Origin of the sequence: Geobacillus sp. BK01, assembly GCF_052220245.1 — a bacterium.
Classification (GTDB): domain Bacteria; phylum Bacillota; class Bacilli; order Bacillales; family Anoxybacillaceae; genus Geobacillus.
The window spans coordinates 40,798-52,788 of sequence record NZ_JBQPTH010000017.1 but is presented as its reverse complement, the minus strand read 5'-3'; the positions used below and the strand labels follow the sequence as shown (position 1 = coordinate 52,788).

The window sequence follows — 11,991 nt, the reverse complement described above, 5'->3', positions numbered from 1 at the left end:
GGCACGCCGCCAGCGTTCGTCCTGAGCCAGGATCAAACTCTCCAAAAGAAAGTTGATTGGCTTCATTAGCGTCGACACCGAAGGTGTCGAAACGCTCGCGCTTCGTTTCGTTCAGTTTTCAAGGAACGATTTTACATTCCTTTCTTCATGGAGCGGGTGATGGGAATCGAACCCACGACATCAGCTTGGAAGGCTGAGGTTTTACCACTAAACTACACCCGCATAATATTTGGCTTAACATCCGCCACGCTTCTTCCATACCTCTTCCTCTGCAAGCATATTCGAAGATGCCAAGTGCGTCGAGGCAACTCGAAGCAGATTCGATGATGTAATGCTCGTGGCTGAGGTTTTACCACTAAACTACACCCGCATAATAACAATTCAAAGATGTTCAAATCGGGAAGACAGGATTTGAACCTGCGACCCCATGGTCCCAAACCATGTGCTCTACCAAGCTGAGCTACTTCCCGATCATGGCGCGCTCGAGAGGATTCGAACCCCTAACCTTCTGATCCGTAGTCAGATGCTCTATCCAATTGAGCTACGAGCGCAATATTTTTTAAAGAGAAACAAAATCTATTTTATCATTTTCATTTGTCTCTGTCAATGTTTTTTTATTTGAGTAAAATGCGGTCGAGAGGACTTGAACCTCCACGGGGTTGCCCCCACTAGGCCCTCAACCTAGCGCGTCTGCCATTCCGCCACGACCGCGTATTTAATTGAGTGCGGGTGGAGGGACTTGAACCCCCACGCCGTGAGGCGCCAGATCCTAAGTCTGGTGCGTCTGCCAATTCCGCCACACCCGCGAAATGGTGAGCCATGGAGGACTCGAACCTCCGACCCTCTGATTAAAAGTCAGATGCTCTACCTGCTGAGCTAATGGCTCATATTTTCAATAACACTCTGAGTATCGCTTTGCTCTACCTGCCCCTTCCTCTGCAAGCTTATTCACGGAAGTCAAGTGCGTCGGGGCAACTCGTAGCCTATTCGACGATGCATCGCTCGTTGCTGAGCGAATGGTTCATAAAACTCCCACCGGGCTGGTCGCCCGAGGTATGTATTAATAATAAAAATGGCTGGGCCAGCTGGATTCGAACCAGCGCATCACGGAGTCAAAGTCCGTTGCCTTACCGCTTGGCTATGGCCCAGCGATTGGTGTAATGGCGGTCCCGACGGGACTCGAACCCGCGATCTCCTGCGTGACAGGCAGGCATGTTAACCACTACACTACGGGACCGTTCTCGCGGGGAATCCCCGCGCTGTAAATGACCCGTACGGGATTCGAACCCGTGTTACCGCCGTGAAAGGGCGGTGTCTTAACCACTTGACCAACGGGCCACGCGACTATTGAAAGTGGCGGAGAAGGCGGGATTTGAACCCGCGCGCCGTTAAGTCACGACCTAACGGTTTAGCAAACCGTCCCCTTCAGCCACTTGGGTACTTCTCCATACGATGGCTCCGCAAGTAGGATTCGAACCTACGACCTACCGGTTAACAGCCGGTTGCTCTACCGCTGAGCTATTGCGGAATAATGCAACCAAATCTTTATCCACTGTTTCGCAATCGACATTGTTTATTATATTGAGCTGTTGATTCTTTGTCAACATGTTTTTTGCTGTTTGTTTCATCGCCGTTTGGCGACGGCTTTTATAATTTAGCATATTTCCACTTCAATTGTCAACCTCTTTTTTGCAAAAGGTGATGCTGATGTCTTTTCGAAGAGGAAGTCCGCATGTCCGTGCCGTGATACAAGAACTCCATAAAAAGCTTCGTTTCCTTCGCGAGAAACACGTCGAATGTTCTTAAAAGGGTTCGGCATAAGCAAGGAAGCGTTCAACAGAGCTGACCTGTTAGTTTAAGTCGGCCATGGCAACGTCCGCAGACGTAGCGGGCGATGTTCATGCGCTTTTTTCGGGTGTACGTCAGGCCGCAAGATGTGCAAATGTATGTATAGATCGTTTTCGGCCTGTCTGTTTTTTGGCCGAGCGGGCGGCAATAACGAGGCGCGTCTACTTTTTTTAACAGCTCGCGGAAGTCGCGGTCGCGGTGGCGATATCCCTTTCCTTCCAAATGCAGATGGTAATGGCATAGTTCATGTTTAATGATAGCCACGAGTTCTTCTTCGCCGTACGTGTCGTAATGTTTTTTGTTTAACTCAATGTTATGAGTTTGCAACACGTAGCGCCCGCCGACGGTGCGGAGCCGAGGGTTGAAGGTAGCGGTATGGCGGAACGGCTTGCCAAATGTGCTCATAGAAATTTGTTCAACGAGTGTTTGCAACCGTGTTTGATCCATGGCGGGCGTCCTCCTCCATCTTTTTGGCACGAGACAATGTATAGCTACATATATTATATACTACCTTTCCGTTGTTAGGGGGGTGACTGCTTTGCCTACATGGCTGAAAAATCAGATGAGACGAGCCTATTATGAGAAAAATCGCGATCAAATTAAACTGTTAAACCAATGTTGGTTTTTTTATCGGAGAAGACACTGTTCGTGAAATGTGTTTGGGGCTGTCCCACTGTTTATTGAACAGTATGGGACAGCCCTTCCGTCTTATTCCGGCGGAAGCATCGATAATGAAATTCTCCCTTTCGCTGCGTCTACACTTTCTACCCACACTTTGACGACGTCGCCGACGGAGACGACATCAAGTGGATGGCGGACGTATTGTTTGCTCAGTTTGGAAATATGTACAAGCCCGTCCTGTTTGACGCCGATGTCGACAAAGGCGCCAAAGTCGACGACGTTGCGCACCGTTCCTTCGAGCTCCATGCCCGGCTTTAGATCTTCCATCTTCAAGACGTCTTTTCGCAATATCGGTTTCGGCAGCTCATCGCGCGGGTCGCGCTCCGGACGGCGCAAGGCATCGATGATGTCATGGAGCGTCAGTTCGCCGATGCCGAATTCAGCCGCCGCTGCTTTCACGTCGATGGCTTGGAGCGCTTGGCGAAGCTCATCGCTGCCGATGGCGGCGGCTGTAAATCCTAATTGTTGCAACAACTGCTTCACTTCCGCGTAGCGCTCAGGGTGAATTGGCGTGCGGTCAAGCGGCTCGTCGCCGTCGACAATGCGCAAAAACCCGATGCATTGCTCGTATGTTTTCGCCCCAAGACGCGGGATCGCTTTCAGCTCCTCGCGGCTGCGGAATTTTCCTTGCTCTTCACGGCGTTTGACAATGTTTTCCGACACCGTTTTCGTCAGTCCCGAGACGTATTGGAGCAACGAAACGGAGGCGGTGTTGACGTTGACACCCACTTGGTTGACGACCGTCTCCACGACGAAACGGAGCGACTCAGCCAACTTTTTTTGTGAGACGTCATGCTGGTATTGGCCGACGCCAACCGATTTCGGGTCAATCTTAACCAGTTCGGCGAGCGGGTCTTGGACGCGGCGGGCGATGGAGACCGCGCTCCGCTCTTCAACTTGCAAATCGGGAAACTCGGCGCGCGCAAGGTCGGAGGCTGAGTAGACGCTCGCCCCGGCTTCGTTGACGATGAGATAAAAGATGTCGCGCTCGACTTGCTTGAGCGTGTCAGCAACAAACTGCTCCGTCTCCCGCGATGCTGTGCCGTTGCCGATGGCGATCATATCCACATGATAGTCGTCAAGCAAACGAAGAAGCTTTGCCCTCGCTTCATCCTTTTTCTCTTGCGGCGGGTGCGGGTAAATGACATCAATACGAAGCAGCTTCCCTGTTTCATCAACGACAGCGAGCTTGCATCCCGTCCGGTAGGCCGGATCGACGCCGAGCACCGTTTTTCCTTTCAATGGCGGCTGAAGAAGCAGTTTGCGTAAATTCTCGGCAAAAATATGGATCGCCCGCTCTTCCGCCTTTTCTGTCAGCTCGTTGCGGATGTCGCGCTCAATGGCGGGCTCCATCAGCCGTTTGTATCCGTCTTCCACCGCTTCGGCCACGAGCCAGGCTGCTGGCGATAACTCATTGGCGACTGTTTTTTGCTGCAAATAGCGGATGATTTCTTCGGCAGGCGCTTGGACTGAGACGCGCAGCACGTCCTCTTTTTCGCCGCGGTTTAGCGCCAGGACGCGATGGGGAACGATTTTCGCCACCGGTTCTTCGTAGTCGTAATACATCTCGTATACGTTTTTTTCGTCCTTCTCCGGCGCCTTCGCGGTGGACACGATCGTCCCTTTCCGCCACGTCTGTTCCCGCACCCATTGACGAAGAGCAGCATCGTCGGCCACCCGCTCGGCGATGATGTCTTTCGCCCCTTGCAGCGCCTCGTCTGCCGTTGCGACCCCTTTTTCTGCGTCAATGAACACCCGAGCCTTCTCTTCCGGAACCGGGGCGGCAGGGCAAGCGAGAAGCCAATCGGCAAGCGGCTCAAGCCCTTTTTCTTTCGCGATCGTCGCCTTCGTGCGCCGCTTTTGCCGGTATGGGCGGTACAAATCTTCGACTTGCTGCAGTTTCGTGGCGCTTATAATCGCCTTTTTTAGCTCTTCGGTCAATTTCCCTTGCTCATCGATCAGCCGAATGACCTCTTCTTTCCGCTGCTCTAAATGCTGCAAATACTCCCAGCGCTCAAGCACCGCACGAATTTGCACTTCATCAAGCGCCCCGGTCATCTCTTTCCGGTAGCGAGCGATAAACGGGATGGTGTTGCCTTCTTGATGAAGTGTAATGACATTCTCGACTTGTTTCACCGCCAACTGTTGTTCGGCGGCAATGATTGAAATGAGCCGCTGTTCGTTCGCCAAGCGTTTCCCTCCCTTGTGTACGGCATAAAAAAAGAGCTACCTGTCCGCAGCTGCTTTGTGCACCTATATAAAAGCGGAAGGACAGACCGTTATGGCAGCCGATCTGCCCATCTTTGCCATTGGCGCGAAAATTCCATCATAACGCCCGGCGTCGCACGCCAATGCCGCTTCTCCTATCCGCCCGTTTGCCCTTGGCAAACAAAACATCGCTCCTCCTACTGTTTAACTCGCTAAAGCAGGGGGCTTCATACCACGGTGAACGACTCACCACTTAGCGAACGCTTGAAGTGGGGGCTTCTCCGTTCCACGGTGAACGCAACCTTTCATCTCCCTGAGCGTGACTTCGGGTCGTTCCCACCCTAGTCATCCGATGATTCGGAGTTCTTTCGCACCTCGGATCTTTTCCGCATGAAAGGCTTTGCTTGGTTTTCGCATTGGGTTTTCTCCATGCAACCCCCTCATCTCCCGTTCACAACGAACATGATCGAGACGGATTGTATCATGCGTTTTGACTGAAGCCAGCCGACATTCCTCTCCCACCTGCTCACTGGGCTGTGCCCCTCACGTTCCTTGAGGCGGGAGACTTCTTTTGGAAATTCGTTAAAAGTCGATCAGTCCTAAGCTGATTTGCAGCGCTTCATCGACTTTGTCCATCATCTCATCATCCAGGTGGGTGATTTTGTCAGTCAGCCGCTGCTTATCAATCGTACGGATTTGTTCAAGCAAAATGACCGAGTCCCGCTCAAACCCGTAGCGCTTCGCATCGATCTCGACATGGGTCGGCAGCTTCGCCTTCTGGATTTGCGCCGTGATCGCCGCCACAATAACCGTTGGACTGAAGCGATTGCCGATATCGTTTTGGATCACCAACACGGGGCGCACGCCGCCCTGCTCTGAGCCAACGACCGGGGAAAGGTCCGCAAAATAAACGTCGCCACGTTTGACAATCAAAGCATTACCCCCCGCTAACTAAGCGTTCAACGGTGTGGTCGGCCTCATATTCAGCATGAAACGCTTCAGAAGCAATAGATAAATTGATTTTGGCCATTTCCATGTAGCCTCGTCTCATCGCCTCGCGAATTTGCCGTTTTTTCCGCTCACGAATATACATTTTCGTCGCCTGATAAATGAGTTCATTGCGATTGCCGTTCTCCTGCTTCACAAGCCCGTCCAGTTCCGTCAGCAGCGACTGCGGCAAACGAACGATGATTTCCGTTGTTGCGCCAGATTCCGACACGAATCATACACCTCCACGAACTGCAGCCATTCATTGCTTCCATTTCATGATACCATTAAACAACGGCGCTGCAAAGTCATTTCTCCATTTTCTATCCTTTGTCTTCTGAAGCAGATTATGCACCGCTTCACCCGTGACAAACAGCATTTCTCAATTCCATTATACGCTTATTTCGGAAAAAAATACGGGGCACGCGGTAACTGATCGTACAAGGCACTTCATAATTAATCGTTCCCAAATGGCGGGCGACGTCATCGATGGAAATGGTTTCATCTCCCTGATGGCCAATGAGTGTCACCTTTGTGCCGATTGGCAACGGTTCAGGCAGGCGGATCATGCATTGATCCATGCAAATGCGCCCGACAATCGGCACCTTTTGTCCGTTCACAAGCACATGAAAATGTTGCAGGCGGCGCAGCCATCCGTCCGCATAGCCGATCGGGATCGTGCCGATCCACTCTTCCGCTTTTGCGGTATATGTTGCTCCGTAACTCACCTTTTCACCCGGTTGCAGCTTTTTCACGTGTACGAGGCGGCTATGGAGCGAGAATGCCTCCTTTAGTTCGTATGGAAGCAGCGGCTTGATGTCTGTCGACGGGGCGAGCCCATACATGGAAATGCCAAAGCGAACCATATTGAATGCCCGATCGGGGAAGCGGAGCGCCGCCGCGCTGTTGGCACAGTGAACGAGCGGCGGCCGCGCTGGCAGCCATTCAAGCATATGCAAAAAGCGGCTGTATTGATAAGAAAGATAGTCTGTGTTCAATTCATCGGCCGTCGCAAAATGCGTGTATGCACCTTCAAGGATAAAGCGGGGGTGGCGATTAATCAGCGTCATAATGCGCTTTGTCTCCTCCCCGTCTTTTACCCCAAGCCTTCCCATTCCGGTATCCATTTTTAAATGGAGGTAAACCGGGTCCGGACCGGTGTAAACAGATGACGCCTGTTCTAACCAATCGGCACGAAACACAGTTAGCGCAATACGATGTCGAGCGGCTAGCGCCACATCCATCGGCCGGGACGCCCCGAGCACTAAAATGGGTGCATTGACACCTTTTTTCCTTAAAGCGAGCGCCTCGTCCAAAAAAGCGACGGCTAAGTAGGAAGCGCCGGCTTCTAGCGCCGTTTCCGCTACTTGGGCGTCACCATGTCCGTAGGCATTCGCCTTTACAACGGCCATAACCCGCGTGCCATCCGGCAAAAAGCGGCGCAAATTCGCGACGTTGTCGTGAATGGCATCCAAGTCAATTTCCGCCCATGTATCCCGGTGAAAATCGTCCATCCTCTCTCGCTGCCTTTCTAATCACGCAAGTTTGAAAGCGTTTGAATCCGTGTTTATCCTTTCTTAGTTTACCACGTCTTTGACGAAGAAGAAATAGTTGAACGTCAGAAAAGCGCCTGAACACAACGGAAAAGGCTGGTTGCCTTGTTCCCGCTCATGAGACAGCCTATGCCGGCTGTTAGCACGCTGTTTTTAGATGGTGACACCGACTTCTATTCGTCCGGGTCTTGCGCGTCGAAAAAATAAGGCGGCTTTCCGCTCTGAAAGCGAAAAGGCGCGCCTTTTTCACCAGTCGTACGGTTATTTTGTTGCTTTTTCTTGCACTGAGCTGGCGACCATCACCATTTCCTCCGGAGTGAGATCATCGGAAGCGAGCGTAAATTCCACTCCGTTGTACGACCATGTCAATGTTTGGTCCGTGAGGGCGCCAACCGTAAAGCCTAAATCAACCGGATCCCCGTTGACAAGCACTGGCATGCTCGTTGCCGGGAGCACTTCCGCTTTTTCTTGAACGAGCGTAAACGATTTCTTGCCGCCAAATGTCATAATGACTCTTGTGCCGTCTTCGCTTTTCACTTCTTTTTCCTCAAGCGCTTGGACGCCTTCCGGGAGCTGGCTCGGATACATGACTTCCATCACTTGTTCTTTCCCTTCCGCCATCGCTGGCACTTCGAGACGCGCCCCGGTCATGTTTTTCGACGTATCGAATGCATCATCATCGAATTTTTTGTTAAATTCAACGTTGGAAAATTCCACTGTCAACAGCGCCTTTCGGTCTGTATCCATCACTTTGACCGAGACAGGCGTCAAATCTTTTTTGCTCAATGTAATTTCCTGGGTCGGAACGACTTCGCTATTTGGATAGTTCGTTTTTGTCTCAAATACATAGTGATCCTTCGTCGCCTTAAACTTCGCCTTTGAGTCGCTTAAAATGTCTTTGACGAGCGATTCATACAAATACGCTTGGCTGCTGTTCTTCGGCCAGTCGCTGACAAACTTAAAGCTTTTGTTGAGGGCAGGTGTAAAGACGAATACTCCCTCATCGTTGCGCAAAATCATTTGACTTTGCCCTTTGTCGGCGTTTTTCAAGCTGACGCGGTAATACGACGGCTGCTTATGCCACACTTCCACATGGTACACTTGCGGCTCGGCGCCGGTGCGGAACGTCATTTTCGCCTCAGCTTGGTAACCTGTCATCTCATCCATCTTTTCATTGAGCGCCTTGAGCACTTCCTCCTGTGATTTCGCCCCGCACCCGGCTAAAGCAAACAAAAAGATGATGCCGACCAATGCCAAAAGCACCTTTCTGCCCATCTCTTCAACCCCTTTGCCTCATATATCGATTTCTGCACATGCACTACAATATATGAGACAACACCCGGGAATATGCAGACTAGCCGTGGCAAGCATCCGATGGCCCGTTCAGCCCGAAGCGCTCAATGATGACTTGGGCGACCGCATAATCCCGGCTATGGGAAATGGACAAATGAATGACTTCCCCGCTGCGGCGGGCGGCAATGCTCGGCTTTCCATACGCATCAGAAACAACCTCGATATCCTGAAACGAGATGTGCCGCCCAATCCCTGTCCCAAGTGCTTTGGCGTACGCTTCCTTCGCCGCAAACCGTCCGGCGAGAAATTCCACTTGCCGCGCGGGCGGCAACTCATCAAACCGCGCCTTTTCCCGCGGCGTTAAAATCCGGTCAGGGAATTTACCGTTGCGCTTAAGGAGCGAATGAACCCGCTGCAACTCTACAATATCAATGCCGATGCCAACGATCATCACTTTCCCCACCTAATCCGTGCTATAGAGTCCGATCGATTTTTTGCAATCTTTGCGCATAAGATGGCTTATAGAACATGGACATAGCCTCTAGCCACATCACCCTGCCTACGAAAGGATAAACGATTTTCGATAAAGAAGGGAGACAAAAGTATGTTTCACTATACTGGGGGCGTCCGCTCACTCATCCGTCTCTGCCCGGTCGTATCAACCTTGCTGTTGGCGCATATCGTTTTGTGGTTGTTGTTCGTCATCCCCCTCTCGGCACTTGAACCGATTTGGCAGCATGTCATCGGGACGAATGATGCCCTCCGCAACGGGGAGTATTGGCGGCTGATTAGTCCGCTCGTGCTGCACTACGATTTCAACCATATGGCGGCCAACAGCCTTTCGTTATGGCTGTTCGGCCCCTGGCTGGAACGCGCGCTCGGGAAAGGGAAATTTTTACTTCTTTATCTTGGGGGCGGTGTCGGCGCCAATATCGCTACCGTATTGCTTCTACCGCCGATGTACAGCCATGTCGGGGCGTCAGGTGCCATTTTTGCCTTATTTGGCATGTACAGCTATCTCGCCCTTTTTCGCCGTGACCTCATCGCCCCCCGGCACGCCCAGTTGCTGTTGGCCGCTATGGCCATCAACCTGCTGCTCGGCTTGATGGAGCCGGACGGCAACCTCATCGCCCATCTGTTCGGCTTTGTCACCGGCGGGCTGCTCGCTCCGTTTTTGGCTGTCCGCCCCGGACCGCCGTCGTTTCATGTGGTTCGGCCATGAAAAAACGGCGCTTAATGCGCCGTAATCCGCCGTTTTTTCGTCCGGCCGCGCGCTGAGCTGTCCGGGCGGCCGCCTCGCTTTTTCTCCCGTTTGACCGCTAAAGGCGGCTCTTCCGTCAACTTCACCGGCGTCGTGTCCGGCTCGCGCGTCAACATTTTCAGGCAGGCCGCGACGATCGTTACCGAGTCATGCTCTTCAAGCAATTCCTCGGCGGCCCGCTTGTAAAATGATAAGTTTTCCGTTTCCGCGACATTGAGAAGCTTTTCAATGGCGACGCGCTGTTGGCCTTCAAGCGCCTCGTCGAGGGTTGGCGGCTTCATCCGCTCCATTTTCCGCTTCGTCGTCCGCTCAATATGATGGAGCTGACCGATTTCCCGCGGTGTCACAAACGTCATCGCCATCCCTGTCTTGCCGGCGCGCCCGGTGCGTCCGATCCGATGGACATAGCTTTCCGGGTCTTGCGGGATGTCAAAGTTATACACGTGCGTCACGCCGGAAATATCGAGCCCGCGCGCGGCAACGTCCGTTGCGACTAAAATTTCAATCGATCCTTCCTTAAATTTGCGCAACACCGACAGCCGCTTTGCCTGGCTCAAATCGCCATGGATGCCTTCCGCCGCATAGCCGCGCAAGTTGAGCGCCTCGGCAAGCTCATCGACGCGCCGCTTCGTGCGGCCAAACACGATCGCCAACTCCGGCGCCTGGATATCGAGAAGCCGTGTCAAAATGTCAAATTTCTTTTTCTCGTGCACTTCTAAGTAGTACTGTTGAATGTTCGGCACGGTCATTTCCTTCGCCTTCACTTTGACGAGCTCCGGCTCATTCATGAACCGCTCGGCAATGCGGCGGATCGGATCCGGCATCGTCGCAGAGAACAACAGCGTCTGCCGCTCGGTCGGCACATGGCGTAAAATCGCTTCAATGTCCTCAATAAAGCCCATATTCAACATTTCATCGGCCTCATCGAGCACGACGGTATGCACGTGCTCAAGGCGCAGCGTGCCGCGGTTGATATGGTCAAGGATGCGGCCCGGCGTGCCGACGATGACGTGCGGATGTTTTTTCAAGGCGCGAATTTGCCGCTCAATATCCTGTCCGCCGTAAATCGGCAGGACGCGCACCCGCTTGACCGCGCCGATTTTATACAGTTCTTCCGACACTTGAATGGCGAGCTCCCGCGTCGGTGCAACGACGAGCGCTTGAACGGCGCCGTTTTTGACGTCCACTTTTTCGACGATCGGGATGCCAAACGCTGCGGTTTTCCCGGTTCCGGTTTGCGCTTGGCCGATCACATCTTTATTTTGCAGGCTGAGCGGGATCGTTTTCGCTTGAATCGGGGTCGTTTCTTCAAACCCCATCCGCTCGACAGCTTTCATTACGTCTTGACTTAATCCTAGTTCTTGAAATGTCGTCAATGTTATCCAAACTCCTTATAAAAAATCGTCCCTAAATTCGTGAGAAAGGTTTGACAGTTATCATACCATGTTATGCCGTCATTTGCAATGATAGGCGGCGCACAAAAATTTTTCCGTCTCGGCAAACAGCGTGTGCCGGTCGACGCTATGACAGACGTGGTGATACGAATTCGGCAAAAGCAGCAGTTTTTTTTCGGGCGAACCGATCCGTTCATATAAATAATAGGCACTTTTAGGCGGCACAATCCCGTCTTTTTCCCCTTGGACGATGAGTACAGGTGCCTGAACATGCGGAAGACGGGGACGTACATAGCGGACGAGTTTGTGAAATTCCCTGACAGCTGAAAGCGGAGTCGCTATCATTTTGTTTCGGTAACGGAGAAACAGCGGGTGCTCCCGCGCTCCGCGCCAGCCGTTGGCAAACATCTCACGGATGTCACACCACAATTGGCGCGGATTGACGTAATAAAATGCTGCACTTAACAGCACGAGCCTGGCAACCGGATATTTTTCCGCCAACTTGACAGCGATCACCCCGCCCATCGAGAAACCGATCACATATACCGTATCACAACGCTGATAAAGCGCTTGGAACGCTTGCTCAGCCGCTTCGACCCATCGGTCATATGTAATCCCTTTGAGACTCAACTCGTCCCCGTGCCCAGGCAATGTGGGCGTTTCTACGACCCAATCGGTCCGCTCCCGCAAATAATCAGCCAGCGGCGCCACTTCTTCCGGGTTGCCGGTAAACCCGTGAATGCATAAACAGCCGATCATCATCTCC

Annotated in this window: 11 protein-coding genes and 11 tRNA genes; 2 read left to right on the top strand and 20 right to left on the bottom strand. The window is 52.4% G+C overall.

Going from position 1 to position 11,991, the window contains the following annotated elements; translation table 11 throughout:
- Positions 1-148: 148 nt before the first annotated feature.
- The 12 genes from ACTVDO_RS14080 to ACTVDO_RS14025 form a co-directional block, all read right to left on the bottom strand.
- Positions 149-222 (bottom strand) — tRNA-Gly (locus ACTVDO_RS14080).
- Positions 223-396: 174 nt separating this feature from the next.
- Positions 397-470 (bottom strand) — tRNA-Pro (locus tag ACTVDO_RS14075).
- Between the two features lie 4 nt (positions 471-474).
- A tRNA-Arg gene (locus ACTVDO_RS14070) sits at positions 475-551 on the bottom strand.
- Positions 552-628: 77 nt separating this feature from the next.
- Positions 629-711 (bottom strand) — tRNA-Leu (locus ACTVDO_RS14065).
- 13 nt (positions 712-724) lie between these two features.
- Positions 725-806 (bottom strand) — tRNA-Leu (locus tag ACTVDO_RS14060).
- A gap of 4 nt (positions 807-810) precedes the next feature.
- Positions 811-886 (bottom strand) — tRNA-Lys (locus ACTVDO_RS14055).
- Between the two features lie 187 nt (positions 887-1,073).
- Positions 1,074-1,148 (bottom strand) — tRNA-Gln (locus tag ACTVDO_RS14050).
- 13 nt (positions 1,149-1,161) lie between these two features.
- Positions 1,162-1,237: transfer RNA gene (locus tag ACTVDO_RS14045), tRNA-Asp, on the bottom strand.
- A gap of 29 nt (positions 1,238-1,266) precedes the next feature.
- Positions 1,267-1,338 (bottom strand) — tRNA-Glu (locus ACTVDO_RS14040).
- Between the two features lie 16 nt (positions 1,339-1,354).
- A tRNA-Ser gene (locus ACTVDO_RS14035) sits at positions 1,355-1,447 on the bottom strand.
- 6 nt (positions 1,448-1,453) lie between these two features.
- Positions 1,454-1,528, bottom strand: a tRNA-Asn gene (locus tag ACTVDO_RS14030).
- Positions 1,529-1,833: 305 nt separating this feature from the next.
- Positions 1,834-2,295: a SprT family protein gene (locus ACTVDO_RS14025; RefSeq protein WP_020958456.1), complete on the bottom strand. Its 462-nt coding sequence runs from the start codon at positions 2,293-2,295 to the stop codon at positions 1,834-1,836.
- A gap of 91 nt (positions 2,296-2,386) precedes the next feature.
- Here ACTVDO_RS14025 and cmpA point away from each other — a divergent pair, with 91 nt between their 5' ends.
- On the top strand, positions 2,387-2,500 hold the full coding sequence (cmpA, locus tag ACTVDO_RS14020; RefSeq protein WP_128754812.1) for a cortex morphogenetic protein CmpA: 114 nt from the start codon (positions 2,387-2,389) through the stop codon (positions 2,498-2,500).
- A gap of 56 nt (positions 2,501-2,556) precedes the next feature.
- Here the strand turns inward: cmpA and ACTVDO_RS14015 are convergent, their stop codons facing one another.
- The 6 genes from ACTVDO_RS14015 to acpS all read right to left on the bottom strand — a co-directional run bounded on the left by ACTVDO_RS14015 (position 2,557) and on the right by acpS (position 9,021).
- The gene (locus ACTVDO_RS14015) at positions 2,557-4,719 is read right to left on the bottom strand and encodes a Tex family protein (protein WP_020958455.1); all 2,163 of its coding nucleotides are present in this window, start codon (positions 4,717-4,719) and stop codon (positions 2,557-2,559) included.
- Between the two features lie 600 nt (positions 4,720-5,319).
- Complete coding sequence (gene ndoA / locus ACTVDO_RS14010) at positions 5,320-5,670, bottom strand: type II toxin-antitoxin system endoribonuclease NdoA (RefSeq protein ID WP_003253417.1); 351 nt, start codon at positions 5,668-5,670, stop codon at positions 5,320-5,322.
- 4 nt (positions 5,671-5,674) lie between these two features.
- Positions 5,675-5,956 carry a CopG family ribbon-helix-helix protein gene (locus tag ACTVDO_RS14005; protein WP_020958454.1) on the bottom strand — a complete coding sequence of 94 codons (282 nt, stop codon included), beginning with the start codon at positions 5,954-5,956 and terminating at the stop codon, positions 5,675-5,677.
- A gap of 127 nt (positions 5,957-6,083) precedes the next feature.
- Positions 6,084-7,238, bottom strand: coding sequence for an alanine racemase (alr, locus tag ACTVDO_RS14000; RefSeq protein WP_020958452.1), 1,155 nt, complete (start codon positions 7,236-7,238; stop codon positions 6,084-6,086).
- 300 nt (positions 7,239-7,538) lie between these two features.
- A complete protein-coding gene (locus ACTVDO_RS13995; protein ID WP_020958451.1) occupies positions 7,539-8,552 on the bottom strand; it encodes a LolA family protein in 1,014 nt (337 codons plus the stop codon).
- Between the two features lie 79 nt (positions 8,553-8,631).
- Positions 8,632-9,021, bottom strand: a complete 390-nt coding sequence (gene acpS / locus ACTVDO_RS13990) for a holo-ACP synthase (protein WP_442901726.1) — start codon at positions 9,019-9,021, stop codon at positions 8,632-8,634.
- Positions 9,022-9,174: 153 nt separating this feature from the next.
- On the opposite strand from acpS, the gene ACTVDO_RS13985 reads away from it, so the two are divergent.
- The gene (locus tag ACTVDO_RS13985; protein ID WP_020958449.1) at positions 9,175-9,792 is read left to right on the top strand and encodes a rhomboid family intramembrane serine protease; all 618 of its coding nucleotides are present in this window, start codon (positions 9,175-9,177) and stop codon (positions 9,790-9,792) included.
- 11 nt (positions 9,793-9,803) lie between these two features.
- Here ACTVDO_RS13985 and ACTVDO_RS13980 read toward each other — a convergent pair whose 3' ends face one another.
- Both ACTVDO_RS13980 and ACTVDO_RS13975 read right to left on the bottom strand, forming a co-directional pair.
- Positions 9,804-11,168 carry a DEAD/DEAH box helicase gene (locus ACTVDO_RS13980; RefSeq protein WP_420480331.1) on the bottom strand — a complete coding sequence of 455 codons (1,365 nt, stop codon included), beginning with the start codon at positions 11,166-11,168 and terminating at the stop codon, positions 9,804-9,806.
- Between the two features lie 117 nt (positions 11,169-11,285).
- Positions 11,286-11,984 carry an alpha/beta hydrolase gene (locus tag ACTVDO_RS13975; RefSeq protein WP_041267820.1) on the bottom strand — a complete coding sequence of 233 codons (699 nt, stop codon included), beginning with the start codon at positions 11,982-11,984 and terminating at the stop codon, positions 11,286-11,288.
- Positions 11,985-11,991 lie beyond the last annotated feature (7 nt).

Bases quoted from the DNA above. Each gene is read 5' to 3' on its own strand.
- ACTVDO_RS13980 (WP_420480331.1), bottom strand. From the start codon at position 11,168: ATGAAAGCTGTCGAGCGGATGGGGTTTGAAGAAACGACCCCGATTCAA.
- ACTVDO_RS14025 (WP_020958456.1), bottom strand. From the start codon at position 2,295: ATGGATCAAACACGGTTGCAAACACTCGTTGAACAAATTTCTATGAGC.
- ACTVDO_RS13995 (WP_020958451.1), bottom strand. From the start codon at position 8,552: ATGGGCAGAAAGGTGCTTTTGGCATTGGTCGGCATCATCTTTTTGTTT.
- ACTVDO_RS13975 (WP_041267820.1), bottom strand. From the start codon at position 11,984: ATGATCGGCTGTTTATGCATTCACGGGTTTACCGGCAACCCGGAAGAA.
- ACTVDO_RS13985 (WP_020958449.1), top strand. From the start codon at position 9,175: ATGTTTCACTATACTGGGGGCGTCCGCTCACTCATCCGTCTCTGCCCG.
- acpS (WP_442901726.1), bottom strand. From the start codon at position 9,021: ATGATCGTTGGCATCGGCATTGATATTGTAGAGTTGCAGCGGGTTCAT.
- alr (WP_020958452.1), bottom strand. From the start codon at position 7,238: ATGGACGATTTTCACCGGGATACATGGGCGGAAATTGACTTGGATGCC.